This window comes from Sphingopyxis sp. H115, assembly GCF_001468465.1.
Classification (GTDB): Bacteria; Pseudomonadota; Alphaproteobacteria; order Sphingomonadales; family Sphingomonadaceae; genus Sphingopyxis.
In genome coordinates this window covers 1-26,215 of the sequence record NZ_LNSA01000023.1, presented here as the reverse complement: position 1 = coordinate 26,215, position 26,215 = coordinate 1, and the positions used below count along the sequence as shown (strand labels likewise).

24 protein-coding genes and 1 pseudogene are annotated in these 26,215 nt (G+C 61.2%); 12 read left to right on the top strand and 13 right to left on the bottom strand.

The genetic code is table 11. From position 1 onward, the window contains the following. Window positions 1-42 precede the first annotated feature (42 nt). The 4 genes from ATE71_RS15405 to ATE71_RS21815 all read left to right on the top strand — a co-directional run bounded on the left by ATE71_RS15405 (window position 43) and on the right by ATE71_RS21815 (window position 3,398). Window positions 43-639: a GntR family transcriptional regulator gene (locus tag ATE71_RS15405; RefSeq protein WP_160328053.1), complete on the top strand. Its 597-nt coding sequence runs from the start codon at window positions 43-45 to the stop codon at window positions 637-639. A gap of 138 nt (window positions 640-777) precedes the next feature. After that, window positions 778-915: a hypothetical protein gene (locus tag ATE71_RS22565; RefSeq protein WP_160328052.1), complete on the top strand. Its 138-nt coding sequence runs from the start codon at window positions 778-780 to the stop codon at window positions 913-915. 60 nt (window positions 916-975) lie between these two features. After that, entirely contained in the window at window positions 976-1,623 is a 648-nt protein-coding gene (locus ATE71_RS21820; protein WP_160328051.1) for a lasso peptide biosynthesis B2 protein, read from the top strand. A gap of 92 nt (window positions 1,624-1,715) precedes the next feature. Continuing rightward, window positions 1,716-3,398, top strand: a complete 1,683-nt coding sequence (locus ATE71_RS21815; protein WP_160328050.1) for an asparagine synthase C-terminal domain-containing protein — start codon at window positions 1,716-1,718, stop codon at window positions 3,396-3,398. On the opposite strand, the gene ATE71_RS15390 is transcribed toward ATE71_RS21815, so the two are convergent. The 6 genes from ATE71_RS15390 to ATE71_RS15365 all read right to left on the bottom strand — a co-directional run bounded on the left by ATE71_RS15390 (window position 3,376) and on the right by ATE71_RS15365 (window position 11,537). Further along, window positions 3,376-5,490, bottom strand: a complete 2,115-nt coding sequence (locus ATE71_RS15390) for an Atxe2 family lasso peptide isopeptidase (RefSeq protein WP_160328049.1) — start codon at window positions 5,488-5,490, stop codon at window positions 3,376-3,378. The genes ATE71_RS21815 and ATE71_RS15390 overlap by 23 nt on opposite strands. Before the next feature lie 11 nt (window positions 5,491-5,501). After that, window positions 5,502-8,072 (bottom strand): TonB-dependent receptor, encoded by a 2,571-nt coding sequence (locus tag ATE71_RS15385; protein WP_082665244.1) that lies wholly within the window; start codon window positions 8,070-8,072, stop codon window positions 5,502-5,504. A 92-nt stretch (window positions 8,073-8,164) separates the two neighbouring features. Further along, a complete protein-coding gene (locus ATE71_RS15380) occupies window positions 8,165-9,175 on the bottom strand; it encodes a FecR family protein (RefSeq protein ID WP_058804228.1) in 1,011 nt (336 codons plus the stop codon). Next, window positions 9,168-9,815: an RNA polymerase sigma factor gene (locus ATE71_RS15375; RefSeq protein WP_058804227.1), complete on the bottom strand. Its 648-nt coding sequence runs from the start codon at window positions 9,813-9,815 to the stop codon at window positions 9,168-9,170. The genes ATE71_RS15380 and ATE71_RS15375 overlap by 8 nt, the downstream gene beginning before the upstream one ends. A 190-nt stretch (window positions 9,816-10,005) precedes the next feature. Next, window positions 10,006-10,938: a HEPN domain-containing protein gene (locus tag ATE71_RS15370; RefSeq protein ID WP_058804226.1), complete on the bottom strand. Its 933-nt coding sequence runs from the start codon at window positions 10,936-10,938 to the stop codon at window positions 10,006-10,008. Between the two features lie 29 nt (window positions 10,939-10,967). Further along, complete coding sequence (locus tag ATE71_RS15365) at window positions 10,968-11,537, bottom strand: sigma factor-like helix-turn-helix DNA-binding protein (protein WP_160328048.1); 570 nt, start codon at window positions 11,535-11,537, stop codon at window positions 10,968-10,970. Window positions 11,538-11,933: 396 nt separating this feature from the next. On the opposite strand from ATE71_RS15365, the pseudogene ATE71_RS23185 reads away from it, so the two are divergent. Both ATE71_RS23185 and ATE71_RS22560 read left to right on the top strand, forming a co-directional pair. After that, window positions 11,934-12,119, top strand: a pseudogene (locus tag ATE71_RS23185) (transcriptional regulator domain-containing protein); the annotation flags it as partial. Window positions 12,120-12,263: 144 nt separating this feature from the next. Continuing rightward, complete coding sequence (locus ATE71_RS22560; RefSeq protein WP_160328047.1) at window positions 12,264-12,764, top strand: DNA -binding domain-containing protein; 501 nt, start codon at window positions 12,264-12,266, stop codon at window positions 12,762-12,764. Window positions 12,765-12,833: 69 nt separating this feature from the next. Here ATE71_RS22560 and ATE71_RS15360 read toward each other — a convergent pair whose 3' ends face one another. The 4 genes from ATE71_RS15360 to ATE71_RS15345 form a co-directional block, all read right to left on the bottom strand. Further along, window positions 12,834-13,265, bottom strand: a complete 432-nt coding sequence (locus tag ATE71_RS15360) for a lytic transglycosylase domain-containing protein (RefSeq protein WP_058804247.1) — start codon at window positions 13,263-13,265, stop codon at window positions 12,834-12,836. Between the two features lie 128 nt (window positions 13,266-13,393). Beyond that, on the bottom strand, window positions 13,394-16,339 hold the full coding sequence (gene mobF, locus ATE71_RS15355) for a MobF family relaxase (protein WP_058804224.1): 2,946 nt from the start codon (window positions 16,337-16,339) through the stop codon (window positions 13,394-13,396). After that, window positions 16,336-18,399 (bottom strand): type IV secretion system DNA-binding domain-containing protein, encoded by a 2,064-nt coding sequence (locus ATE71_RS15350; protein WP_058804223.1) that lies wholly within the window; start codon window positions 18,397-18,399, stop codon window positions 16,336-16,338. The genes mobF and ATE71_RS15350 overlap by 4 nt, the downstream gene beginning before the upstream one ends. Beyond that, on the bottom strand, window positions 18,396-18,719 hold the full coding sequence (locus ATE71_RS15345; protein ID WP_058804222.1) for a ribbon-helix-helix protein, CopG family: 324 nt from the start codon (window positions 18,717-18,719) through the stop codon (window positions 18,396-18,398). The genes ATE71_RS15350 and ATE71_RS15345 overlap by 4 nt, the downstream gene beginning before the upstream one ends. Window positions 18,720-18,921: 202 nt before the next feature. Between ATE71_RS15345 and ATE71_RS15340 the strand changes: the two genes are divergently transcribed. From ATE71_RS15340 to ATE71_RS15330, 3 genes are all read left to right on the top strand, one after another. After that, window positions 18,922-19,512, top strand: a complete 591-nt coding sequence (locus ATE71_RS15340) for a hypothetical protein (RefSeq protein ID WP_058804221.1) — start codon at window positions 18,922-18,924, stop codon at window positions 19,510-19,512. 123 nt (window positions 19,513-19,635) lie between these two features. Continuing rightward, a complete protein-coding gene (locus tag ATE71_RS15335; RefSeq protein ID WP_232014687.1) occupies window positions 19,636-20,586 on the top strand; it encodes a nucleotidyl transferase AbiEii/AbiGii toxin family protein in 951 nt (316 codons plus the stop codon). Window positions 20,587-20,839: 253 nt separating this feature from the next. After that, entirely contained in the window at window positions 20,840-21,085 is a 246-nt protein-coding gene (locus ATE71_RS15330; RefSeq protein ID WP_058804246.1) for a hypothetical protein, read from the top strand. Window positions 21,086-21,278: 193 nt separating this feature from the next. Here ATE71_RS15330 and ATE71_RS15325 read toward each other — a convergent pair whose 3' ends face one another. From ATE71_RS15325 to ATE71_RS15315, 3 genes are all read right to left on the bottom strand, one after another. Further along, window positions 21,279-22,265, bottom strand: a complete 987-nt coding sequence (locus ATE71_RS15325; protein WP_058804219.1) for an SLOG family protein — start codon at window positions 22,263-22,265, stop codon at window positions 21,279-21,281. A 452-nt stretch (window positions 22,266-22,717) separates the two neighbouring features. Then, window positions 22,718-23,770, bottom strand: coding sequence for a DUF2493 domain-containing protein (locus ATE71_RS15320; RefSeq protein WP_058804218.1), 1,053 nt, complete (start codon window positions 23,768-23,770; stop codon window positions 22,718-22,720). A gap of 77 nt (window positions 23,771-23,847) precedes the next feature. Beyond that, window positions 23,848-24,315 (bottom strand): DUF736 domain-containing protein, encoded by a 468-nt coding sequence (locus tag ATE71_RS15315; RefSeq protein WP_058804217.1) that lies wholly within the window; start codon window positions 24,313-24,315, stop codon window positions 23,848-23,850. A gap of 1,031 nt (window positions 24,316-25,346) precedes the next feature. On the opposite strand from ATE71_RS15315, the gene ATE71_RS15310 reads away from it, so the two are divergent. The 3 genes from ATE71_RS15310 to ATE71_RS15300 all read left to right on the top strand — a co-directional run. Further along, the gene (locus ATE71_RS15310) at window positions 25,347-25,538 is read left to right on the top strand and encodes a DUF6771 family protein (RefSeq protein ID WP_058804216.1); all 192 of its coding nucleotides are present in this window, start codon (window positions 25,347-25,349) and stop codon (window positions 25,536-25,538) included. A 1-nt stretch (window position 25,539) separates the two neighbouring features. After that, window positions 25,540-25,869 carry a hypothetical protein gene (locus ATE71_RS15305; RefSeq protein WP_058804215.1) on the top strand — a complete coding sequence of 110 codons (330 nt, stop codon included), beginning with the start codon at window positions 25,540-25,542 and terminating at the stop codon, window positions 25,867-25,869. A gap of 10 nt (window positions 25,870-25,879) precedes the next feature. Continuing rightward, window positions 25,880-26,215, top strand: a 336-nt coding sequence (locus tag ATE71_RS15300) for a hypothetical protein (protein WP_414892989.1), incomplete at its 3' end; no start/stop codon positions are given.

Below are 26,215 nucleotides of genomic sequence, written 5' to 3'. Positions count from 1 at the left end.
CCGCGACTGGCGCACTGGCGCTCGAACTCGGAGTGTATGAAGATGAGCGCAGATCACGGGCTTAGCCAAAGAGCCTACACCAGCCTTAAACTCGATCTCATTGAAGGTCGTATCGCGTCTGGGCGAATCAATATCGGACAACTAGCTGATCGATATGGAATGAGCGCGACTCCGGTCCGCGAGGCGATGTTGCGGCTCGTCGGCGAAGCTTTACTCGACATGCCGGTAACTGGCGGATTTGAAATACCGTCGCTCGACGAGAATGCGGCTCGCCACCTCTATATTCTGAGCCAATATGTAATGCTCACAGCCGCCTCGTGCCGGAGCAGTCTCCTTGTTTCCCATGACTTTAATCAACAGGACGAGCTCGGCGCGCCGCCGCCGATTGAACTACTCTTCGACTCGATCTCCCAGGTGACCCAGAACGTCTTTTTCATGCATTTGGTCCGGAATCTCAACGATCGAATGCGTCGGATCCGGCGCGCCGAAGAGCGTAAATTGAGCGGTTTGCGCCGCGAATTCGATGCTTTGCTCGGGAAGATTGAACGCGGAAACAGGCAGTCAATCAGGCGATCGGTAGTCGCATATCATCGACGCCGTATCCGTAATCTTCCTGAAATCATGAGTGGACTTACCTAGGGCGGCCTCAAGAATGCCGATACCGGGGTTCGCCCCTTCCATATATAGCTTCAGATTCAGAACATATATGTTTGGATATATCCTCTGAAACTGGGATTCTTTCGGTGTCGCATTTGTGCGGCGGGAAAGGAGACTATCATGGACAAGGAACCGAACTATCGCGACGCTGAACTGATCGACCTCGGCACCGTCACCGAAGAGACCCACGGGTCGAACGAAAACATCGCGCCGGACGGTGTGCAGCCGCGCCAGCCGCTCGGCATCGTCGTCGACTGATCAATGGCCGGCCGGGAATGGATAAATTCCCGGCCGGCTTTTTCCGCCAAGGCGTCACTCATGCTTCCTTCGTGGGTTTCGAGCTGCGAAATCGATGGTCAGGTCGTCTTTCTGGATGTCCTCGCAAATCGATATTCACGCTTGGAAAAGGAGGCTGCGTCTGCCCTCGGAAGAGGAGACGTTGATTCACTGCAACCGAGCCTTCGGCGCCTGATTGAGGATCGCCACTGGTTGAACTCCAATGCGGAAGGAGCCCGTAGTTCCTGCTGCGCAATTACTCGCCCAGCTCGTGAACATTCCGCGGAATTCGATATGCGTTCGCCATCCGGCCGGCAAATTGCATCGGCATTCAGATCTCTCGCCAGCGCACGATTCACCATTGCACTGCGCGGATTCGATGAATTGCTGTGGTGGGTGCAACGCAAGAACATGATCGCCCAGACAGAAGGCCCTCCGGCGTCAAACCGCAGCGGTCTGATATCAGCATTCGAATATGTAGAACGGTTTGCGATCAGGAGGGATCGCTGCCTGCTCCGTTCAATCGGCCTTCAGCATCTTTTGGCCCAAAACGGGTATGAGAGCACACTGGTTTTCGGTGTTCGGCTTCATCCATTCGAAGCCCATTGCTGGCTTCAGGATGATGACCTCATCCTCAACGATACGATCGAAATGGTCGGCCCCTTCGAACCTATCAGAGCAGTGCGATGATCGGCAGATTCTTAGCCGTCAGCTCGCCGACCCAGGTCCCATGCGCCCTCGACCTACATTTGGATGAAATAGCTCATCAGTCGGGGCTGAGCGTGACCCATCGTGACGAACGCCTTGTCGTCTATTCCGACAGCGGGTTGGAAATCAACCACCTCACCGATGGCACTGGCGTCGTCGTTGGCGACGTCTTCTGCCGGCATGTCCCGTCGCGCGCATTTGGAAAGAACATCGACGAAGGGGCGCGTGTCACGGCGGCGTATCGAGGCGGCCATTTGAACAATGAATATTGGGGTTCCTATATCGTCCTGGCCAGTTTGTCCAACGGCGTGATCACCTGCGAACGATCCCCATTCTGTAGCATCAATGCCTATTACATAGTCGAGGGCGGAGTCCTCGTTGTTGCCTCGGACACAAGGCTATTGCTGGAAATGGCAAGGCGCCCGCCGTCGATAAACTGGGAATCAGTCGCCAGACATCTGATTTGGGATAATCTCAGCATGTCATCCACATGCCTCTCCGGAGTTTCCGAGATCAGGTGTGGAGAATCGATCAAGTTTGAAGCCCCACCGGCGCTTGAGGCCAGTTTTCACTGGGACCCTTGGAAGTTCACCAATCCCGACGTCCTGATCACCGATCCAGATGAAGCCATGGAACTTGTTCGCCGGGAAATTCTTCGCTGCATCGGAGCGCAGATGCCGCGCGGACGGTTTTACGCCCTCGATCTTTCAGGGGGCTTGGATTCGTCGATAATCGCGGCGGGGTCCGCCACTGCTGGGCGTGAAATTCACGCGATCACGATGTTCAGCGAAGGAAACGATGGGGACGAGAGGAATTTTGCAAGAAGCGTAGCCAGCCACTTACATATCTCCCTGGACGAGGGTGCGCCTGATCATCGAAGACCAGATCTTCTTCATTCGGCGCGGCCGCACTTGCCCCGACCCCACTCGCGGTCCTTTGTTCAAGAAACCGATCGCATCTCCCTCGAAATGGCAACGGACCGGTCGATCGACACATTTGTCAACGGTCAGGGCGGCGACGCCGTATTCTGCCATCTGCAGAGTTCCGGACCCGCGGCGGACACCCTTCGAGCGAAAGGTCCGAGTCCAAATTTTGCACGAACCGTCTTTGAGGTGGCGCGTGCAAATCAGTGCAACGCGTGGGATCTCGGCTGGAAGGCGATCAGGAAGGGATGGAAAGGCAAGCACCACGCCAACTGGCGCGCGAATGATGCATTTCTTTCCAAAGATCTTCCATCCAATGAATCGCCACCTGGGCTGCCGTGGCCTCCGCCAAAAAACCGACCGCTTCCCGGAAAGGTTGAACATGTTCATGGACTATACAACAGCTGCTATAACATGAATGGTTATCGGCGCTCCGATTTGATGAAGGGGATATTTCCCCTATTGTCGCAGCCCCTTGTCGAGACTTGCCTACGCATACCGACTTGGCTTTGGGTCGGCCGGGGGCGAAGTCGTTACATAGCCCGCCGAGCCATGGAGCGGGATCTTCCCGCCAAAGTCGCATGGCGGATCTCAAAAGGAGGCCTCGGCCAGTTTCAATTGCAGATGCTGCGCGAGCGACGAGTTCTCATTCGCGAAATGCTGATGGACGGACTACTCAGCGGCGCGGGTATTCTTGATCGCAGCATGATCGAACAGCAGCTGAAGGACGACCTGACATTTGGCGTGAATGATATGGGACGAATTCTCCGCCTGTGCGACGTCGAGGCTTGGTGCAGAGCATCGCCGCAAGTCACCTTGAACACCGCGCCTTAGGCAATCGCCGCCAGTCGTCGAGTTCCATGAGCGTTCGTCTGAAAACGGCCTGACGATGAACCGGCTGCCATTTCACATGATACTCATCGGGGAAAATGAACATTGTCACATCACGGCCGAATTGCCGCAGCGCCCGAAGGGAGGCAGTGGCCAGGCGCGCTTCCCGATCCGCGCTCTGAATTATAATCTTCGCGCACACGCGGCTTGCGTTCATCGCGAGACTGACGCGCTTCCAACTCGATTTGTGCTGTTCCCAAGGCAGTGGATATTCATTCGTGCGCAAAATGCTCGCATAGGCTTCCCCAACACCGGTCTCCAAAATGCTCGGGTCTTCACAGCATGAGCTAATGAGCGCCAGCGAGAATATATCGGCATGGATTAGCGCATATGTCGCGGTGGACGCGCCATCGCTGAGTCCCGTGATCGCGATATGGTCGGCATCGATCGGGTGCGTGTCAGCCGCCAGCTTGATTCCGCGCATAAGAGAATCGTGAACGCTCGCACGATCGGTCCACGCGTTCGCGATGTGCCGTCGGGATACCGATCGGTCGGCGCGAGACATCGCGGTCCGGTAGTCGAGCGGACGGTCAAAACTCAGGACGGCAAAGCCTTTCGCCGCGATAGCCTGAATCGGATATTCGTCGCCAGTTCCGCCTCTGAGAAAGCCGCGACTGCTGTACTGCACGACAACAAGTGGCAAACGCTCATCGTGCCGAGCGTCCGGTGGAAGCACGAGATCGCCAAACGTTTCGATTCCATATTTGTTGGTCCAACGCAGGCGGGTCACTGTTCCGAGCCTGCGCGCGATCCATTCGGGGTTGAGCTCGATAAGTTGATGGATTTTTCCCGACCTCAGATCGATTTCAACGATGTCGCGGGGTTGAAGAGAAGCTTCTCGGGCGCAAACCAAAAGGAGTTGAAAATCACATCCGCGGATCGCGTCGTCTGTTGTGAGGATATTCGTCAGCTTGTTCTCACCCAGAGCCCATCGATAAATGCCGGTTCGCGCTGCGGCGAACCCTTCTCGGCGCATGAAGACAATTTCGTCGGCTCCCGGAACCGTCCATGCCGCTGCGACGCGGGCGCATTCCTTAAATTGGCAAACTATATTTTTGTCGCCGACCCTCGCCGCGAGTTGTCGATGGTCGATGATCGCAACAGCGGCGCCTTTGCGCGTCGGAGCGCGGCCTGCCTCCTCCGCCATTCTATCCTGCTGTGATGCACTGCCGGACCCACCGAACGTATCGGCCTCTCCGATCATGACAAAACGTTCGACTTCCGCAGGTGTCTCGCGTGGATATGGCGTGAGCTCGGCAAGCGGCCAAAATCGCTCGTCGAATTGGAAACCGCTTCGCCCCTCGGTTTGCAGTCGTTCTATGGCAGCGGCGTGATTTTCCCGTTGTCGATAGCGCAACTGCGATGCGTCATCTGACCAGGCGAAGTCGGCGACGTCGAAACGCCCGTCAGAGATACTTCTCGTGCCACCTTCGGACAGCGCGGTCACGAAAAGTCGCGTGATTCCTTCTTCTCGTTTCAGGAAGGCCAGCCACTTGCCATCTTTTGACCATTTCGGCGTCAAAGGTTCCGGAGTGCCGGTGGGGAAGCCCTCGAGACCGTAGAGCGTAATCGTCCGGCGCACGTAGTCGCCGCCCATGTCGACAATGCGCGGCGCAGTTCGAACATTGCCGAGATCATAAATCAGCAGGGCTTGGCAGTAGCTGTTGGAGACGGGGTCCGCCTGTCGAAGCTGGATTGCCAGATATCTTCCGTCGGGCGACACAGCAAAGCCGCCCGGGTCTGCCTCAGACGCATCCATCTTTCCGAAATCGCGGAGGCGAATGATATCATCCGCCTCCACACTTCGTGCTATCGATTGCGATGCGACCGGAGGAACTATCGTCGGACATGACGGGCTTGTGTCCCTCGCTGATTGCAAGTCGACGCCGGTCGCATTCGTAGCCACAACTTGCAGAGCGGGCGCCGTCGGTGGCAGCGGCGCAGCTTGTGAGAAAGCCGCACCCGGCAGCGCTGCGGTAGTAAGGAAAATTAACGTGAACGCGCGGTTCGCCGATCGCCGCGCGATGCATTCCATGACGAGGGCCATTAGAAAGACTGCGATAGCGACAACGCGACAAAGCGCCCCATTGGGGAATAATTGGTCGAGTCATAGGGTTCCGTGAAGGGTGCCGGCGCCAAATAGGGGGGCCGCTTGTCGAACAGATTCTCGACGCTGAGACCGATACGGAAACCGTTCGGAAAGCCGCCGGAAGTGGACGTTCGATAGCTGAGCGAAAGATCGACGGTGAACATTGATCGCCCGTCAATCGGGAGCGCCGCACGACGATCTTCGACGCCTCCAATATAGTTGAAATAGACGAATGCTTCGGCGGAATTCCCTTCCCAACCGACACTGGCGCGCGATCGAAAATGGGGTGGGTTCCAGATCGTTCCGGCAAGGTCAAAATAGGGGAAAGCTGATCCGTTCTTCTGGCGGCTGCGAAGCCAACTGCCATTCAACGCTGTGACCAGCGCGCCGTCGTGCAGATCCAGGCGATAGGACAAATTGACATCCACGCCCTCGATTTTTTGCGCCGCGACATTCATATTTCTGTTGTCGATGAGGTACAGGACCGACGCCGGGTCGTAGGCCCCGGCGGTATAATTGAGGAAGCCGCCGGACGCGCCATTGATGGCTGCCTGGAGCGCCACTTCGCTGGGATTCAGTGTGACATAGTTCGCATAATTCGGACTGAGTGCTTCGGGGTAAAACCCGATTGGAGTGCGAACACGGTCGATATATTTCACCCGGAAGTAGGACAGGTCCGCGTTAAGCCCCGGCAACGACTTGGGGTGAAAGGCGACCGTCGCAGTCCAGGTTGTGGCTCGCTCCGGCCGCAATGATGTGGAACCGCCATCAAGATAGAGGGCTGATTCATCTGGTGCAGCGTCGCTCCTCCCAAAATATGTCAGCGGAAGGAGGTACGCATATTGCGTCTGATAAATGGACGCGAGGGTGGGAGCTTTGAACGAACGCCCCCAGGAGAATTTCAGGTCGACGGCATTATTTGGGCTGTAAATCAGGCCGATCTTCGGCGTTGTGACGCTACCGCTATAATTGTACCGGTCGTAGCGGCCGGCTACCGAGATCGTCAGTGCCTTTGCGAATGCCGTTTCGTTCAGCCCTGAAATGACCGGGATCTGGATTTCGCCGAATGCGTAGGTATCGCTCTGATCCCCTCCAGTTGTGACGAATTGATCTCCGTTCGCCGACGATCTCCCGTGAACGCGATAGCGATTTTTCCGGTAGCCGGCGCCCAGCACCGCCCGCACATCCCCTGCGGGCAACGACAGCGCTGAGCCTTCCAGATAGGCTTCAACGGCGTGGAGCGAATGGCAGTAACAAAAGTCTTCGCGGAGGAATACGGTGCCGTTCGATGACGACGCGGTTTGGCGCCGATTCCGACTTCTCGCATAGGTGCTCGCGACCGAAAGCGACCAGTTGTCATCGACGGGGATGGTCAGAGACGGGCTGATCGAAAGCGAGCGATCGGTCGTATGGGAGACGCTAAGGATGTTATTCGTGTTGTAGCTCCCGTCCATGGCCCGATCCACGAAGGTAGCGTCGAGACTGAAGCGCACATCATCGAACAGGCTTTGTGACCCGCTTACGAGCGCGGAGTGCACGCGCTGCCCTTTGATCAGCGGATAAGGTTCCGGGAGATAGTTGGTATAGTCCCGATCCTCTGCATCCACCTCCTCATTTCGGCGAAAACCATATGCGACGAGCAGGTTACCGCTCTGCCACTGCTTGCCAGCCACGATCTGATAAAGCTGCGAAGTGCCGCCTCCATCGGTTGCCGTGCCGACGCGCGCGTTAGCGGTAACGCCGTCAAAGGAACGCCGCAAAATGACGTTCACGACGCCAGCCACCGCATCGGAACCATAAAGCGCCGATGAGCCGTCAGGAATGATTTCGACGCGCTCGATGGCTTCAGTCGGGATACCGGAAATATCGATGCCCTGCGCCGAACCCCCAAAAGACAATCTGTGACCGTTCAGAAGGGTGAGCGTTGCATCGGCTCCGAGGCCGCGCAAGTTGACGGCGGAACCTCCGGTCACATTATCGTTAGTATTTGCACCAGAGCGAGCGCCCTTCCCGACCCCCGGGTTTTGGCCCCCGCCGAAATTTTGCGGGATCGATCTCACGGCTTCGCCAAGATCACCAAACCCGGCTCGCTGAATATCGCCGCGATCAATTCTGATCTCGGGCGATGCAAGTCGCGCGCCTTTGATGCGCGATCCCGTAACGGTGATCTCCTGCTCGGCTGTCTCGACTTGGTCCGGAGAACGCGGTGTACCGGCCCGGCCGATTATAATCGCACTTTTCGTATTTCGGACGACCAGACCGGATCCCTCGATCAGACGCCTGACGGCTTCCTCAGGAGTGAAGTTTCCCGCCAACCGCGGCGCCTTTCGCTGTCGGACGTCTTCATTGTCGAAGACGATGTTTGTGCCGGAAATTCGGCGCACTGTATTCAGCGCGGAAGACAGATCCTGGGCAGGAAGATCATAGCTGGCGGTGATGGCGGACTCAGCAGCGATCGCTGAAGCAACCGGCACAAAGCTGGTGGTCGCGGCGAGCACGAAGCCCGCCACGCTGTAACGAAATTGCATGGACTCTCCCCTCAGTACAGCCAGGCGAGTTCTTGCCCGTGCCTACAGGGTATGAGCGTTGCGCACGCTGCGCAGGGTAGTCGAAGGAAGCGTTATTTCTGCGGATCGCCTAAAATAATGCGGTTCCCGCTCCGCGTTATCTGCAGATCGTAAAGATTCGACAGATTCTCAGCGAGCAATTCCGGGTCATCGATCCCGTTTAGCCCAGACACGATGCGCGGCGCGATGGCGGGGTCTTCAAGGTAGATTTTAGTCGCTGATCGATTGTTCACTCTGGCTATGAGATCTGCAACGCGCGCTTCCTGCGCTTCGGACACGCCCTCCGTCCAGTCGGCTTCCGTTCCTCGTTTTTGAACACTTGCCGAGTTGCCCGAACCTTCGATCGCATAGCGGAGCTCGTCACCTGGCTCGAGCCGGATCGGTTCAGCCTTCCCTGCCGACTGCGCTCGGCGAACGTCAATGGCGCCCCGCAGGAGATGAATCTCCACCGTGCGCTTGTCGCGAAAAGCTACGTCAAAGACAGTTCCCACGGCAACGATCTCGCTGTCGCCCGCGTCAACGACAAACGGACGTTCTTCGTGCGCGACATCGAAGCGCGCTCGGCCGCGGCCTAGTCGTAGACGGCGCTCGCCAGATCGAAACCATGCTCGGATCGTGGTGTCACCGTCCAAGGTCAGGCGAGACCCATCCGGAAGTGAAAACTCGCGCACCTCGCCAGCTTCGGTCGAATATTGGAGCGATGCGTCCGCGTGGCCCTGCGCCATTTGTGTCGTATCCGCTTCCGGCCAGAAGGCTGGTGCTCCGCTCGCGCGCCATGCGACGAAGCCTATGAGCGCCATGCATCCGATTACGGTGATCCAGACGCGTTTGGCCGTCCCGCGCACCGGCTTGGGCGGCGGCAGGTTTTCCCAATCGACGCGCTTGCCGGCGGAATGAAGGCCAGCGATGCGATTATAGGTCGCGCGATGCAGCGCACCACGCGCGAGCCATCGCTTAAATTCCCGCTCGTCTTCCTCACTCACATTCTCATCGTTCATGATAACGAACCATTCGCCGGCCTCGCGGCGGAGCTGATCTTGCTCATAGCGATGTGTTTCAGCCATTGGCGTTCACCCTGTGATCGAGATAGAGCAGTGCCTTCTTCATATGGTATTTGACACCGTCAACGGTGATACCGAGCTTCTCGGCGATCTCCTGATAGGTCAGTTCTTCCTGCCGATGGAGCCGGAATACTTCCCGCGTTCGCGATGGAAGTTCTGAAAGCGCCTCCTCGTAGCGGCGCATGAAATCCGACGCCTCCATCATCCATTCCTGTTCCGGATCGACCCACAACTCGTGGGCCTCGTCCACCGGGACATGGTTTGCTCGATCATGGGCGCGGGGACGCCGCGTGCGCTCCCACAACAGACTTCGGGCAATCGTGCGGAGATAGGCAGCGGGGGTGCGCACCTTAGACCTAGGGCGCGCCTCGACGAAATTGACAAATGTGTCCTGAACAAGGTCGTGCACCTCATCTTGGTTCCGGATCGATCGGCGGAAGAGGCGTGCGAGGCGCGGCGCCTCCGACCGGAACAACCGGTCGATCAACCGATCATTTTCGCCGGTTTCCGGCACAGGGGCGCGATCATTATCGGATCGGTTCATGCCGCAATACCCGCTGCAGAACGCCGCGTGCGCCGAGACGAGGTCTGAAGATTTGGTGGCATGGAATTGAAAGCCGATCAGCAAAGCATGACGCAGCATTGCCCGTGTGCAGGCCAATTGCGTAACGATGTGACGGCCGACCCGCATAGTCGGGCGTTTGTAGATCAGGAGACGGGTTCACCCATCCCCTTCGCGCATCATGACGAGGGTAGCTTGTCGTTGCAACAGCAGAATTTACGCCGCGCCCGCTCAGCACCGGTCCTGAGCGTGGCAACCGTCCGGCACAGGATCAGATATTGCCCGACTCTGACGCGGCAGCGCGTTCGAGCTCAGCCAGTTTCTCGGTGCAGATTTCCCGGACGATCGCGCTCAGCTCCTGCACGCGCTCGCCCAGCCATGCGAGATCTTCCGCGCTGATCCGATAATGTTTCGAATAGCGGGCTTTGACATAGGCGTCCTTCAAGAGGCTGAAGCGGCGGCGCGACTGCCTGTCGTCGTCGGGCCAGACATGGACGAGGCGCCGGTCGACCTTCCTCGCCTGGTTGCGGAGATTTTCCAGATTATGGCTGTGCGGCGTGTACAGCGTGCAGGTCAGCAGCAACGTGTGATAGAGACGCTCAGTAGCCTGATGCAGCTGAAACGCGGCATTCTTTCGAAACCCTTGATTTTGAGCAGCTTCGAACATGGCAAAGAACTCGCCGGCGCTCGGGTACCATTCGTCAAAATATTCGCGTGCCAGCGCGAGCGCATCCGCAGGGCGCTTGGGTCGTGGCGTCGCGAGCTCGCTGTCGTCCGATTGATACAGCGCAACCGCATCCTTGACGACGTCCAAGAAAAAGAAGCGTCCATCGGCGAGATTATTATTCACCTCTTGGAGCGTGTGGACGATCAGGCTCACCGGATGACGCAGCCGGTGAAGAACCATATAATCGCGCGCCAGCCGGTTCTCGAGATGATACCAATATTCGTGATCGGTAAGTTCGACCTGATTGACGATGACGAGGATGTCATAGTCCGAGACATAGCCCTTCTCGGTGTGCGGCTCGTATATCCCCTCGCCGCGCGCCATCGAGCCATAGAGAATGACTTTCAGGATCCGGCCAGCCTTGCGTTCGCCGTTCGCGAGCTTGTGGGCATCTTCGAATTCTTCGAAAATCGCCTGCACGATGGCCTCGAGTTCGCGCTGGCCGCGGGCGGGAAGGTGCGTAATGTCCGTGCGCATGACAATTCTTCCTGCATGACTGGGGGCCATCAGGCAATGGGCGACGGGTTATCGCGCTGCTGGATCGTCAGAGTCTGATCGATCGCGACAAGCGCCGCGGCAAGTTCGCGACGAACCAAATCCTCCGAAATGCCAAGGGCCGCGGCGATCGCCGGATAGTCGAGGCTGCCGCGGGAGGACAATGTGAACACGTCTCGGGCAAGAGGCGGCAGCGCGGCGATGGCGGCCGCCAAGCGCTCGGGATCGATGCTTTCACGGCTGCCGGGGCCGGTTGCGGCGCGGATCCAGGCGCCGATCCACACGCCCGCGCGATCGACGCGACAAGGTGCCCGATCGGCGATGAGCACGCGGTCTTCGGCCGCCCAGGCCTGCCTGGTCGCCTCAATGAGACCTGACGGAGCGGTGTCGTCGGCATCGACCGCAAGCACGGCCTGCACGCGTGCGAGAAGTTCACGTCGACGTCTGCGACGGCTGACGACGCCCAAGAACCTGCTTTCGTCGGCGAGTTGGTCGCGCAGTTCCCGGAGGAGCGCGCAAAGATGAACGGTGTCCATGGAATATATCCTTGATGGCAGCCGAGGACTCCAGCGGGTACGCAACCCGCTGTCCTCGCTTCCATCCTTCCCACTCCCCTTCCTGTCCGACACCGATCGCGCAGTCGTGGGATGCATCGATCAGCCATTGAGTGCCGACGAGCGGGCAGGATGCCGCGCACCATCGAACCTTGCGATAGTGTCGGGCAAAGTAAGTTCGCCCCCCGGAAATTCTCACTGGAAAGTCCGGGGGTAGTGATCAGCAATCACGATGACCGATGAACTGCGCAGACGCGCCGAGCGCGCCGCCTATCGGGGTCGATCTTGAATTCACACAATCCAAATCTTCGGTTCGACGCTGCATGCGTGCGCCAGCCATCGATCTATGCGCGGCAGCTAGCTGCCGCGCATTTGCCGTCGCACTTCTCTCGCGATCAGTTTGTCCGCGGTGAATGAGCTGAGATGGCGTCGGGAGGAAAAACCCAGCGCCGCGATGCCATTTTCGCCAGCCGACCCAGCACCTTATGCCCGCGCCGTCACGATCCCCCAGCATCTGACTGGTGCGATCCTCGCGAATATGATGCGTTGTTGCGGTGCGATCGCCGCGCGTTCGCGTGGGAATGGCTACGGCGGAACGGATTCTATCGCAGCCTTTGGAGCGCGCGTGATACACTGCCGTCAGACGCGCCCAAATGTGTTGGCCTCGTCGCATGGGTCGATCCGGCTCTCGCATCTCCCGTGGCGCGACCGATCTGGAGCACAAAACTGGACCCGAAGGTTGTGAGGAGTCACTTGACCGGCCGGCGAGCGGCTTCGAGTGACCTGTTCGATATTCGGGACTTCGCGTCATTCGTCTCGGTTGAAATTGATGCGAGCCAGACGGAACATTGGCTATTCAGTGACGGGCACTGGATCGTCAGGCTGGACGTGCATGGCGGTTCGCTACTCGGCGGCCCGGCAAGACTTGAATATCAATTGAGTGGCGTACGATCGGCAAAACCAAAACTGGAAGCACTACGACAGTTGCTCGCCCTGTTTGAAAATGGCCGCTTACCAAGGTCAATGATTCCCCGCGAACAGCGGGCTGCAAGGTGGATAATGGAACTTCGTATCGGCGATGCAATACTTGCCGGCGCCAGCGAACAAGAGATCGCGAGGGAATTGTTCCCAGATGCAATCGCGCCCAAGCGCTGGCGCCGAGAAAATTCGTCTCATCGCCTGAGGGTGCAACGGCTGGTTCGGACAGCCCGAAGTCGTCTTTCCGATCCGCTGGGAGGGCCATGGTTCCAATAATTTGTCGCAAATAGCCGGTGCCTGGGGGCAATTTGCGGGCTGCACACATGTCATCGCTATCTTGCGCGCTCACCATATTTGGCTGCCGAATCTTCTGCGTAGATGCTGCGAGACGCTCGCCGCGTAGCGCAGTTGCCTCCAACCCGTCGGGCTATGATAGACGCCGATCGCCTTCCAATAATCGCCGGCCGCCGCGAGCCCCGACAGGAATATCCAGCGCGCCGCCTCCGCATTGAAACAGGCATCGTTCTGGAGCCAATGCCGAACATGGGTTTCGGGCCGCCCCACGAGCGTCGCAATTTTGGGCACCCACCAGCTGTTGATTTGCAACGGCCCCAGATCATGAGTGCCATTGCTGTTGACGACAGCGGCGCCGATCCAGCCGCCTTCCTGATCGCGCAGACCCCAAAGCGTGCGTTCGAGCCACGGCTTGCCATGGGCGGCGCTGCGGATGCAGCGAGCGATCTCAGCATCGCCCGTCGCGACTGGCGCGCGAGCCATTGCCGGCAGTGAGATGCCGAATGCCAAGGTGAAGATGGCCGCCGTCACCCCAAACCGCAAACCTTGCGAAGCGCGGACCCCGATAGGCGCGCTGGCGAGTTCGGCTGTCCGTGGAAACGGGAATATGTTCATCGATCATGTCCTTGCTGTCGGGAATGCGGTTGCTCTGCGGGCTCGGGATCAGTCGGTGCTTGCGCGCGCTGGCTCTTCGTCGAGCCAGCGAGAATGCCGTTCAGATAGGCATCGAGCTTCGACATGCCGTCTCTCGCGCGGCCCGCGAGCATTTCCGCAAGCGATGGCGGACGCAGAACCTCGTTCCATTCGCGCTCGCGCTCGGCCCTTCGCTCGGCGCGATCCGCACGCGTGCTCAGCATCAGCTCGCGCGCCCGGTCGAGACTTTCAGCGAGCCGGGCGCCGCGGATGTGGTGGCTGTCGCGCCAGAGACGTCCCAAGCCTTCGAGCGAGGACGTCTTTTCGCCAGAATGCTTCTCGAGCTTCTGCACGAGGCGATCACGGTCCTCGGTCCAGAGTTTCACGCCGTAACGAGCACGAGTGATGGCGGTGTAGTAATTCTGGCCATTGACGAGGCCCGATCCGACCGGGGCAAGGACATAGACGCGGTCATAGGTCTTCGACTGCGCCGAATAGACAGTTTCGGCGTAGCCATAATCCCAGGTGCGATGAACGGAGAGGTCGATCTTCTGCGGCTCGACGCTCCGGTCCCAGCGAATAGTCGCGATCGTCCCGTCTAGACGCTCGATCGTCCCGCGCTCCGCATTTTTGAGGCCGAGCTCCCTGGTCGCAAGCCGCCACTGAATGCGATCGCCCGCGGCGATGTCGCGTTTGTCCTCGACGAACACATTGACTTGCGACGCGCGGCCGAGACGGGGATTCCAGAGGATCGTCCCACCCTTCTCGTCGACAAGCCGCACGAGCTGGCGTCCGCGAGCATCGCGTGCGATACCGTCGACACGATATTCGGCGCCGGCGGCGATACCGAGCCCGGCATTGTCGCGGGCGAAGGTCACGACCTGGCCACCCGAATAAAACCGGGCAAAATGCTTCTCCTGGTCGGTCATACCGGAGGGCGAAAGAATATCGATGCGCGCGTCTTCGGCGGCAACGGCCCCTTCCCGCTTCAGAACTTCGCGGATCTGCGTGTTGACGATCAGCCTGGTCGCGTTGTCGAGAACCAAGATATTGGTCTTGTCGCGGTTCTCGGGTTTGAGCCGCGTCCATTCCGCGACGAGGTTAGCCGCAAGTTTGTCCGCGCCCTCGCCGCTGACGATCTTGTCGAGCGATTGGAGTGACGCGGCATAATCCCCGCTGCGCGCGCTCGCCACCGCGGCCTTCATCGACTGGGTTTGCTGTCGGACCGCCTCCGTCAGTTCAGCCGTCGGCAGGCCCAGCTTCTGCATCAGCCAGAATGGTTTGCCCTGCTCGATCGCCCCGGTCTGCTTGTTGTCGCCGAGAAGAAGAACGCGCGCACCGGTGTCGTGGCTGATCTGCAATATCCGCTGCGCTTGTCGGCTACCGAGTTGGCCAGCCTCGTCGACGACCAGGACATGACGGTCGGTAATATCATGCCCGCCGCCGCCTAGGAGCGCGGCGACGGTACGAGAGTCGATACCCGCGTCCTGGCCGAGTTTCGCGGTCGCCGATGAGGTCGGCGCCAATCCGATGAAGGTCCAGCCCGGATCGGCCGCGGCCTTCAACTGCTTGATGAGAGTCGATTTGCCCGAGCCGGCGACGCCGTGAACACCCATGACGCGGTCACTGGATATCGCGATTTCGGCGAGCACCTGTCGCTGGTCATCATTGAGAATGCTCCCGCGCAGCGACGTGTCGATCCGTTCCCGCGACGCAAGCGGAACCCCATCGCCAAGGCTTAGCGAGATATGCGTCGATAGCGCGATCTCGAGCCGCGCGGCGCGGCGCGAGGTTCTGCCGCGCGTAAGGACTTGGTCACCGGTGGGCTCTCTCGTCTTTAGCAGCTTGAGCCGTGCTTCATGCTCCTCGAAGAGGGGGCGAATGTCTCGGAACCGAACATCGCCCACATGCGACGCGAGCCCGGTGCGGATGAGCCGACCAAGGTTATTGACCGCTTCGCGTGTCTCCGACTGGCGAAGCCCGAACAGCGCAGCGCGGCGCACGGTTGCAGTATCGGCGTCCAGATGCTTCTCCTCTCGCGCATCGGCGGCGTCGCGGACAGCTTCGAGCGCGGGAATGTGAGCCTTCGATCGCTCTGCCCATTGGGCATGGAGCGTGTCGAGATCGACTTTCTGCTTGGGGGGCCGGGTCGCGAAGAAAGAAATCGATCGCTCGGCCTGGCCCTGGAAACCATGTTCCTTCGCGTGCGCATTGATCTGCTCGGCCCGGCGCGACGTCGCATCGATCAGCTCCTTGGGGACACCCCGAATCTCGAACAACCCCCGGCGCGGGTCGAACTCGATCTCGTAACCAATCCCCCTGAGGTCATGGGCGAGGTCGTTGCGATAGATCTGGCCGGCGACCATCTGCTCGGCGAACATGGCGCGGGATTCGAGGCTCACCATCTGCTCGTCACCGGCATGGCGGGTCATGTTGAGGATGACGACATGGGTATGGAGGTGCGGATCGAGCTCGCGCGAGGCATGTTCGGTAAAACGCGCATAGAGAAGCTGGCCCGTCGTCTCGTGGGTAATCTTGCCGTCCATGCGCCGACGGAGTTCGGCATGCTCCTCGATCCAGGCGATGGCCGTCCCGACCGCGCGCTCATGCGCGGCGATGATCCTTTCATCGCCCGTCACCAGTGCCATGATCGACACCGACTTCGGGGCTTTGACGGCAAAGTCCCACCCCGGATGATGCTGAACTTCGCCATTCCGGATACGCCCGAGTTGCTGCCCATCGACCTTGCCGGCGAGCAGCGCCTCGAACGCCTTGCGGTCGACCGGCCCCGAAAGACCGAGGTCGGCCGCAAGCTTCCCGCCCCACTCCGAGGGCTCATCCCCACCCTTGGTGTAATAATCGCCGATCGTATAATAGCGGGCGATATTGCCGGGTTTGCCTCCAAGGCGGCGCGGATGGATCATGCAGGCTTCGCGGGCCGGCGGCGACCGCCCGGACGACCGTGCTGCCGTAGGGTGCGATCCCAGTGCGGGGCGATGATTTCGAGGGGCGTGGCCGGATTATCGGGCGAACCATCGGCGGGCGCGTCCCGGTCGGTTGGCGCCTCCCCATTCGTGTCTTCAGGCGCGGGATCGGACGCGCCCATCGGGAGATCGAGCTTCAGCTCGGGCGCATTCGCATTCGCTTCGCGCTTCCCGGACCGTTTGCGCGCTGGCGCACCGTTCTTCGCCGGTTTCGCCGATGACGGGGCAGCCTCTACCGAACCTGATGGTGACGGCGGCGCGGGCAGAGGCGCGATGCGATGCGGAAGTCGACGGCGTTCGGTAAATGCCTCTCCAATGGATGGCAGGTCGTTGTATCGATCCGCAAAGCGAACGACGGGCAGGTCGCGACCGAACCGCAGATAGCCCGACAGGTTCGGGAGGTTCGTGACCTCGGTGTGCATCACAAGAGGTCGCGTCACCTGGATGCGCGAGAGATTGACCCCGTCGCGCATGTCGTTGACGCCGTAGCTCATCCCCTCGTTCGCCTCGACCTGCTCGACCTGTCCCAAATTCTCGCTGACGTGCTTGGCGGTGGGGGTATCGTTCGCCCGGAGCGCGACCCAGGTCGAGCAATAGCCGGTGATCGCCGCGGCATCCTGGATGCCGTATGTCGCCTCGAGCTGCGGATAAGACTGGAACCCGAGGATGCCGCAGCCGCCATATTTGCGGGCGCGTGCGAGAAAGTCCGAAAGCGATGGCAGTTTCTGGAGCGAGGGTAGCTCGTCGATCACGCAATAGAGGCGGCGCTGCTGATCGGGTTTCAGGCTCATGATCGCGCTGATCGCGATATCGAGCCAGACCGTGATGAGGGGGCGGAGCGAGGGAAGCTGGTCGGCCTTCACGGTGACGAACAGCCAGCTGTCGTCCCCCTCGGTCGCCACCCAGTCGCGGATCGAAAGCCCGTCGTCGGTATCATCGAGATAGGCGAAGCTGCGCATCACCGACGCGAGCTCAGCCTGGACGCCCGCCGACGTGCGTTCGCCCTCCATCGAGATAAACGCCGCCGCATCGGTCCCTGCGGCGAAGGCGGACAAATCCTTCAGCGAGGAGCGGACGATGGTGTGAAGGAGGATCGATATATAGGTGCGTCCCTGCGCTGCGAGCTTGCGCAGCACGGCGACCAGAGTACCGCGCGCGGCCTTAGGCCAGAAAGGATCGCCATGCTTGTCGGGGATCGTCGATTCCGCGATCTGGTCATAATGATAATCGTGCGGAACATCGACCCAGGGCGACCAGATGGCCGACCGTTCGTCGAGGGGGTTGAGCAGGATGTCCTTCCCCTCGCGGTAGAATTTCTCGACGAAGGTGCCGGCGGTGTCGTAAACGATCGCCCGCTTGCCCTTGGCGCGGATGCCCTCGAGCATCTTGACGATCATGTTGGTCTTGCCCGTGCCGGGAGCGCCGCAGATCAGAACATGCTCGGTTTCAAAAGCGTTCGGGACGTTGATGCCCCCGATCGCGAAGCTGCCCTTCGCTTCGCCGCGAAGCGCGCGTCGTACCTGACGGACTGTCCCGAAGTGGGCCCCGCGCAGATATTCATTGGAACCGAGCCCCTTCCCTGTCCGGGTAAAATAGAACCAGGCGAAGACAAGTGCTGCGAGCGCGAACACCCCGGACAGGATCGCCCCGCCGATGAGATCGCTCTCGAGCTTTTCGAGCGCCTGCTTCGCGATCACAGAATCGACCAGCCAGTCGGCCGACGTCCAATATTCGCGGCCATCCGGGGTGCGGAACAGGACCGGGTCGTTCGTCCCCGGCGCGGCGTCGGCCTTGAAGTTTGCCTCAATGAGCTTGGTAAGGACGAAGCGCTGATAGGCATCCGATTTTTCGAAGGCGTACCAGATGGCGCCGATGACCCAGATGCTGAGCCCGGCGAGGGTGGTCTGGAAGAAGACCTGGGTGGTCATCCGGACATTGTGGACGATGGCCTGGCCGCCGCGCGTCCAGCTGCCGAGCGTGTCGTTGCGGAAGATGCTCATGACGACGCGCCTCCCCCCAGAGCGGGAAGGTCGCCAGCGGTGATCAGTCCCCGGTCGAGGAGTAGCCGCTTTGTATCTTCCATCCCCTTTGCGAGCGATTTGGGCGCGCGCGCGCCGACGTCGGACGCGAGGATCGCGAGCACTTGGATGACGGTCGAATGAAGTTCGTCGAAGCGGGCATGGAAGCCAAAGGGGTCGGCGCCGTTCAGCTGTTCGAGGGCGTCACGAACGAAGGCCGCGGTAGAGGCGCCTGCCGCATCCGCATCGGCCGCGAGCCGGTCGTATAGATCGTCGGGAAGACGAATAGTCAGTCTTGCCATGGCAAGCTCCTGGTCTGGAGCTTCGGCAAGTGAGGACGCGTAGCCCATCTTATATAGCGAAACCGGCTCTGACAGGCAAATCGATGAAGGATATTTCGAGGTTCTGGCCTGTCGCAATCATCTCGATCCAGCTACGGTCGGCTTGAAAAACGGTTCAAACAAAACTATCTGAATGCCGTAAGCGTCGTATTTTGGTGAAGCCATGCCGAGCCTGTCGAAACAGATTCTGGATTATGTCCCCGAGGGGAAAGTCGTCGATCGCGCGCAGATTGCGCTCGACGCCGATTATGATTCCATTGGCCGCGTGCTGCGCAAGCTGGTCGACGATGGTAAACTCGTGCGTGTCGGTCGCGGCCGTTACCGCAGGCGGGCACGCGGCTCGACTATGTCCTCGAACTCGATCGCCGATCGTGTTGCGCGACGCGTGGCTCGTTCAAAGCGCAATGTCTTCCTGCGCCGGGATTTCGAGACGTTTGGCAGCTATGATGCCGTTGGGCGCGCCCTGCGGAGGGTCACCGAGGAGGGCCGCCTCGTCCAGATCGGCTACGGGCTCTATGCGCGCGCCGAACGCTCGCCGGTGACCGGCAAGCCCGCCCCCGTCGTCGGGATCAAGCGGCTCGCGACCGAGGCCCTCAAGCGGCTGGGGAAAACGGTCTCCGATTCCGGCCAGACAAGAGATTATAACAGCGGCCGAACGAACCAAGTCCCCACCGGGCGAACGATTGCCGTCAAGAACCGTGTCCGCCGCCGGATCGGCTATGATGGCGCCTATGTCATTCTCGAACGCGCCTGACGCAAGAACGCTCGGGCGCGTCGCAGGTGCGCTGCGCGTCGACGAAGCGTTCGTCGAGAAAGACTGGTATGTCGTCCAGGCCATTCAGGTCCTTCTCAACTGGCCACGCCCGACCTTACGCCAGTGTTTTCAGGGGGAACGTCGCTCCTAAAAGCGCACGGGCTGATTCAGAGATTTTCAGAGGAGTTAGATTTCAAGCTCATCCTCTCGGACGCATTCTTGGAAAAGTCTCCGGGGCAAAAACGTAGTGCGTTGAGCGCCTTCAAGAACGGACTCGCCGATGCCTGGGCGGCAGCGGGATTCGTCATAACCGGGGTCGAAGCCGGAAGTGGCAACGGGTTCATCCAGATCGACATGGACTATCCAACGATCCTCGATGGGCATGACGCGCTCCGCCCCCATATCCAGGCCGAGATATCCGCCAAGCCCACGCCGCTTGCGACCGGCGAACGGCCGCTGGCATCTTTCGTCCATCAGTATCGTGGATTGGAACCCGAGATCACCGCGATTGCGTGCGTCGATCCGGTCGAGACAGCCGCCGACAAGCTGAGCGCCTTCTGCTGGCGGGTGCTCACCCGCGACCGCGAGAGGGTCGGTGATGACCCGACGATCGTGCGTCATCTTCACGATCTCGCGGCGCTCGAAGCGACCGCTTCCGCAAACGCGCAGTTCCCTGCCCTGGCTGAAGAGACGATTATGGCCGATTCGCATCGCGGTGGCGGCGCACTGGAAGGCATGCTCCCTGCGCAACGCATGGCGGCCCTGGTGGAGCACCTGCAATCAGACACGCTCTATGCGGATGAATATGCCCGCTTCGTAGGCGGAATGGCCTTTGCCACTGAACAGAAATTCCCACATTTCCGGAAGCCGTCGGGGCGCTGGAGCGGCTTTGCAGGCCGGTACCGGCCAAATAGAGTCGGTACCGGCGTTTTTCCATGTGGCAGCTGCGGCAGCCAAAAGATGCCAAATGAAATCAGAAGCTTGCACCCAATGGCTGCCAAACGCGGCCGCAACCGGCAGCCGCGGCTGCCAGATGACGCCATCTTGGTCGAGCCAGGATATCCACATAACTAGCTGAATTAGAATGAGGAACAGATCCGCAGCACCCGTGCGTAGGGTGCATTACAAACGCCAACGGCGTGCGTCCGCCCACCGCAGCGACCATGTCGCTGCGCAGCCTCGTGCCGGAAGGCGCGCGGGCTCCCCCGCCAGGGGGATTTCTTCCTTCCCGGCGGCCCGCCGGGCATATTCTCGGGAGACTTGATTCATGGCGTATCCATTCGATAGGAAAGTGCGTGGCGGGCAGACCATCGAAAGGAAGATGGACATGCCCAAGAAGAGTGAACGCGAGCGCCTCGCCGACCTCGAAGCGCGCCAGCGCAAGGTCGCAGACGATGTCGAAAATGCCCGCCGCGCGCTGCGCGGCAAATATGCCGCGATCGTGCCCGAGCTCCCTGTCGAGACGCTCACCGAGCGTGAATTTCGGGAGATCGTCGATCTTGCGATCCGTGCTGGAGGGACTGCATCTGTCGCGGCGCTAAAAGCCCTCTCGGGGATGGCCCCGAACAAATGACGCCCATCCCGAAGGGATGGTCCCAGCGACGAGCACGGCGAAGCCGCGCGCAGGAGGCCGGTGCGCCGCACCGCATCGCCGCCCGACGGGACCGGGCGCTCCCGCGTCCGGTTCCCTGAGGGTGGCGACAGGACGCTCGACATAAAAAAGGGGATCGGTCCGAGCTTGCGCCCGAACCGATCCCCTCGCCTTTCTATGCTCGCACCCGTTCGCGCGGCATATCGTGATGCGGGAGCAGCACCGGGTCTACCCCCGCCGCCCGCAGCACCCGCACGAGCTGCGCCTGCACCCCGGTACCCTCGGCGACCACGGCACCCACCGGCTGCAACCGCGCGATCTGGTCGTTGCGGACGAACCCCGCCCGGTTCCCCCAGCGCGCCTTGTCGATCCCCAGCGCGACCAGCGGCGTCTTCGTTCTTGCTGCCCACGCCGCGGCGATGGCATCGGCGCCCCTGTCCTGCGCGGTGGTCAGCAGCACCATGTCGGGGCGCGCCGCTTTCATCTCCTCAAGCGCCTTGTAGATCGGGCGATGGTCGGCCCAGCGAGCGCCCCCGGAGAAGACCACCAGCGGCCCCGCCGGAAAATGCTGCGCGAGGCGGCGCTGGCGGCGCGCCGCGAGATAATCGGTCCCCGCGATAACCGACGCGGTGCGCTTCGACGATACCAGCGTCGCTTTCGGCGCCGACCACGGACGCCCCGTTTCGGCATGGAAGATGTCCGCTGCATGATCGCGCATGCAGGCTATGGCATCGCTCGCTTCATCGAGCGATTCCAGGAGTTGCTGCTGTTCCTCAAGTTCGACGCCGTGGATCTCGCTGCCGTCGGCCGAGCGCAGCAACTCGCGCACCTCCTGCGCCGCCCGGTCGGACTGTCCGGCGAACTGTCCTGCGACGCGGTGGAAGCTGTGGACGATCCCCCATGCGATCCGTTCGGCCGCGCTTTCGATGCGCGTGTCGCGCAGCACGTCGAACACGGTCGTGATCATCAGTTCGACGGCAAGCTGCACCTGCATCGCATCGGGCATATCGCACGTCAGTTCCTCCTCGCTTTTCCCAAGCTTGCTGCGTTCGAGATCGGTGTCGAAGGCGGCGCTGAAGCTGTCGTTCGCCTCTCCCGTCTCCTCGGCAATAAGTGCGGCGATTTCCGAAAAATCCCTTATGCTGCGTTTGAACGTCGTCATATTGACCTCCTCTAGATTGAGAGGTCATTCCCCCTGCACGGGCGCCGAGCATCGGGGTCAAGGATCGGGCGAAGCCCGACCGCGAAGCGGCGGTGGGGGTCACGATTTTCTCTGGCGGCCACCGCACATGGAAGGAAGAAGCCCCGCGCCCGACCCGCCAGGGAAAATGGTGGGGCCCCGCCGTCCTTGAGGCCGATGCGGTCCCGTGCCACGATAAGAAGACTTGAGAGAGAGGAAGAGGTTTGCGGAGCGGGGGCTCGATGCCCCCGATCCGCAAAGGCTCCCGTTCTTGTACGGCGCGATATGCGAGCACGGCGGTGTGGCTGGTTCGGCGCAGCCTGGGCGGTCAGGACGTGCGGCAAATCCCCTGCAGCAAAAAGAAAAGCCGGCGCGCTTCAGCGCACCGGCTCAGGGAGATCAAAGTGACGGTCGGGCCTATGGCCCGGCCGATGTCAGGCGGCGGCGAACATCGGATCGCCGCGCGCCGCTTTCATCGCGCCATGCGCGGTGGGGCGGCGGACGGCGCTCTCCTTCTCAGGCGCCTGGTCCGTCTTGCGGAAGGCGTGGATCGGGACATTGGCCTGTCGCAGCGTCTGGTAGAGATTGGCCTGCAATCCCGACCCCTCGCAAACCACCGCTTCGACGGGACGAAGTTCGGCGAGCTTTCGGTTGCGGGTGAAGGCGGTCTTACGCCCGGTCCCGTAGAGGCCGAAGGCCACGACGGGTACGCGGGTTTCGGATCGCCCCGCCCACGCTGCAGCGATCGCGTCGGCGCCCTTGCGCTGCCCGGTCGTCACCAGCGTCATATGGGGCACGCGGGCGCGGATCTCGTCGAGCCGCCGCCAAAGCATCTCCCAGTCGTGCCATTGCGCGGGGCCGGAGAAGACTACGACCGGCCCCTGCGGCAGGTAGCGCTCGCGCGCATCGAGTGCCCGTTCGCGCAGGAAGTCCTGCGCCGCGATCTGGCTCGCAGTCGAGGCCGAGGATGCACGCGATCCGCGCGCGGGCGACCAGGGCCAGCCCGACTGGGTGCGATACATTTCGGCGGCATAGTCACGCATGCATTCGATCGCCGCGCGCTGTTCGGCAGTCGATTGGCACAGGAGCTGCTTTTCCTCGAGCTCGCTGTTGAACACCTCGCTCATGTCCATGCGCCGGACCATCTCGCCAACCTCGGCCGCGAGAGCATCCTCGCGGCGCTCGAGTTTCCCGGCGACGAAGTGGAAGCTGTTCACGAACCCCCACGCGATCTCGGCGGAAAGCGGCGCGAGCCTCGTGTCGTTGAAAAGGTCGAAGATCGTCGCGATGATCCCGCCGCATTCGGCCTGCGCCGCGAAGGGTTCGGGCATGTCATGCTCGCCCGGCTCGTCACCGGGTTCGATGATCGAAAGCGGGATGGGATCGCCGAACGATGCCTGGAATTCGGGCGTGGCGATCTGTTCGGCGTAGAGGGCACGAAGGTCTGCAAAGCTGTCAACACTTTGCGCGGAAGAATGAGCGACCATGTTCGGTCTCCTTGGATCGGGCAAGAAAAGAGCCGGGAAGCGCAGCTGCGCCTCCCGGCCCGGTTGCGGCGCCTTCGTCAGCCGAAGGGCACCTCGTCGTCGAGGTCGGCGCCGGCGCCCATCAGCGCGCCGTTCGAGCCCGCCGTGCTCTCGCCGAAGCCGCGGTCCTGCGGCTGCTCGTCATAGCTGCGCGTGCTCGCGCCGAAACCGCCGCCGAACTCGGCACGGACGGTCTCGCGGCGCCACGCGATGGTGTAGCCGCCGTCTTCGGACGGAAACAGAGCCACCGGCAGCGGTTCGGGGAGGCTCGGGTCGTCGATATTGCCCGCGAGGAAAACCTCGCCGGTCTTCTTCGACGCCGCTTCCCACAGCGCCCCGACCTGCACCCAGCGCCGGGCGACGTTGAGCGCCAGCACCTCGTAAACGGGTGCCCGCGGGTTCATGCTCTCGACCTTGCGCAGACCGATGCGCGGGAGGTCGATCGTGCGGGTCGCGATCGAGCCAGTCAGACGATCATTCACATTCCTGATTTCACCGATATTCATGACACTTACTTTCGAATGTCGCGCGCGAACCATTTCCCGGCGACACTCTTCCCGATCCTTCTCTCCTCTGTGGCGCCGCGCCCTCGGCCCACGCCGCTGCCCGCATGCGCGCGCTCACCTCGCCGCCCGCGCCGTGGCGTGCGGAGGCCGAAAGCCGATCACTGCGTCACTGAGAGGACTGGCTGGGTCAGCGGAAAGAAGGGGAGCGATATAGGGGAGGTGGCCTCCCGAACTGACGGGCAGCAATGTCATGAGATAGCAGTGGCGACGTCAGCTCTGCGTGCACCACGCCGCATGGATGCGCGGCGCCCTCACCCCGTCACCCGCCTCGCGTGACCAATGCGGCTCGCGGGCTCTCCGCGCTGCCACGTCGGGTTAATGCGTGGCTTCTGACCGTTGGATATGGCGGTCAGGTAGTTTGTAGGCGCGCACTCGCCGAAGCGAATATTCCGAGCGCAGCCCCGGGTGGCCTTAGCCCCTGAAAATGACGGCACCCCGCGCCCGGAAAACCGGGGTCTGGACGCGGAGCGCCGCCCAGATACGGCCGGGCGGGTCGCGTGCCCGGCCGACTGTTATCGGAATGATGAGACCGGTCCCTTTATCGGCACCAGAGGCCCCTCCACCGACGCGGCCGCCGTTAGGGAAACCTCGCCATTCTCAAAAACAAAACTTTCCTGCAGCCGGGATAGTTTGTCTTTTCCGTACAAGGTTTGCCAATCTGGAGTAATCTTTCCTCTCTATAATTCGGCGTCACTGACCCGGCGCAAAGCACGATCGACCAGCGTGCGCCCCGCACAGCCAAGCTTAACACAGGGTATCCCTGGGCTCCAAAGATACCCGCTTTGGCGTTTCGGGCCGATTGCTATTGGGCGGCTTCTTGGAAAATGCCGAAATGGGCGGACGCCCGGACGGCCGAGCCCGTCCGTTCGGCTTGCGCCGGGGCCGCTTGCGTGGCGGCGGCATCGCGAAGACGGGCCCACGCGCGCGTACCGCAGCTTGCTCATTTGTTCTTTTTATGTTCTCATTGATCCATGATGAGAATCGACCCTGACCGAGTCGCACGCGCACTCCTGGACGCCCCAGGATGGGCGCGCGTCGGCCTCACCGCGCCAACGGAAATCATACGCGAAGCGGCCGCGCAGGAACTGGCGCTGACGATCGCGCGCATCCACGGTGAGACCACGGCCGCCGCCGACGCCGATCAGCTGGTGCTGGCGCTGTGACGTGCAGCATACGAAATCGGGCATTCCGCGGGCCACGCACATTTTCGAGGCGGCCATCTGGCATTATGCGGTGCAGCCCGTTTGCCGCTGCGGTCATCACGCCAAGTTCGATGCGGGACTGCTTTGGTACCGCTTTCACCGCAAAGGCTGGGACGATAATCTTCGCAAGGCGTGCCGCCATTTCTGGTGCCGGCAATGCGCCTGGAGTTCCGGCCGCCGCGTCGAACCGCTCCGCCTCGAAGTGGTCAATTGGGACAAGGACGCGATCTGCATCAAGGAGCGGGTCGACGAACGCGAATGGAAGCGCGCGATCCGCCGCTACCGGAGCTAGGAGCTAGACGATGGAGAGAGATTTCGACGACGTCCTGCAGGGTGTCGGCAAAGGCGGGCACCGGATCATGATCTGGGATGGCCAGGAAGAACGCCAGATCGAGGCGCATTGGGGCCTCCGGTCGCGCGACCCCGAGATCGGACAGATCCCGCTGCTCAAGTCCGAAACCGCGCGGATCGAAAGCCCCTGCCTCATCCTCGCCAACGAGTTCGGCATCAAGCGCGACGGCAAGACGCTCTATGCGGCAAGCCTCGTCACCGACATCCCCTTCTTCTGCATTGCCGGGGTCTGGCAGCGAGGGACGCGCGACTATCTCGATGCCTTCGCGGCGTTGACCGTCCCCGCC

Bases quoted from the DNA above. Each gene is read 5' to 3' on its own strand.
- ATE71_RS15375 (WP_058804227.1), bottom strand. From the start codon at position 9,815: ATGCTGCGTCATGCTTTGCTGATCGGCTTTCAATTCCATGCCACCAAA.
- ATE71_RS15405 (WP_160328053.1), top strand. From the start codon at position 43: ATGAGCGCAGATCACGGGCTTAGCCAAAGAGCCTACACCAGCCTTAAA.
- ATE71_RS15390 (WP_160328049.1), bottom strand. From the start codon at position 5,490: ATGGAATGCATCGCGCGGCGATCGGCGAACCGCGCGTTCACGTTAATT.
- mobF (WP_058804224.1), bottom strand. From the start codon at position 16,339: ATGATCCATCCGCGCCGCCTTGGAGGCAAACCCGGCAATATCGCCCGC.
- ATE71_RS15380 (WP_058804228.1), bottom strand. From the start codon at position 9,175: ATGGCTGAAACACATCGCTATGAGCAAGATCAGCTCCGCCGCGAGGCC.
- ATE71_RS15315 (WP_058804217.1), bottom strand. From the start codon at position 24,315: ATGAATATCGGTGAAATCAGGAATGTGAATGATCGTCTGACTGGCTCG.
- ATE71_RS15310 (WP_058804216.1), top strand. From the start codon at position 25,347: ATGATGAGAATCGACCCTGACCGAGTCGCACGCGCACTCCTGGACGCC.
- ATE71_RS15330 (WP_058804246.1), top strand. From the start codon at position 20,840: ATGCCCAAGAAGAGTGAACGCGAGCGCCTCGCCGACCTCGAAGCGCGC.
- ATE71_RS15385 (WP_082665244.1), bottom strand. From the start codon at position 8,072: ATGCAATTTCGTTACAGCGTGGCGGGCTTCGTGCTCGCCGCGACCACC.
- ATE71_RS15325 (WP_058804219.1), bottom strand. From the start codon at position 22,265: ATGACGACGTTCAAACGCAGCATAAGGGATTTTTCGGAAATCGCCGCA.
- ATE71_RS21820 (WP_160328051.1), top strand. From the start codon at position 976: ATGCTTCCTTCGTGGGTTTCGAGCTGCGAAATCGATGGTCAGGTCGTC.
- ATE71_RS15370 (WP_058804226.1), bottom strand. From the start codon at position 10,938: ATGCGCACGGACATTACGCACCTTCCCGCCCGCGGCCAGCGCGAACTC.
- ATE71_RS15320 (WP_058804218.1), bottom strand. From the start codon at position 23,770: ATGGTCGCTCATTCTTCCGCGCAAAGTGTTGACAGCTTTGCAGACCTT.
- ATE71_RS15350 (WP_058804223.1), bottom strand. From the start codon at position 18,399: ATGAGCATCTTCCGCAACGACACGCTCGGCAGCTGGACGCGCGGCGGC.
- ATE71_RS15340 (WP_058804221.1), top strand. From the start codon at position 18,922: ATGCCGAGCCTGTCGAAACAGATTCTGGATTATGTCCCCGAGGGGAAA.
- ATE71_RS15345 (WP_058804222.1), bottom strand. From the start codon at position 18,719: ATGGCAAGACTGACTATTCGTCTTCCCGACGATCTATACGACCGGCTC.
- ATE71_RS22565 (WP_160328052.1), top strand. From the start codon at position 778: ATGGACAAGGAACCGAACTATCGCGACGCTGAACTGATCGACCTCGGC.
- ATE71_RS15360 (WP_058804247.1), bottom strand. From the start codon at position 13,265: ATGGCTCGCGCGCCAGTCGCGACGGGCGATGCTGAGATCGCTCGCTGC.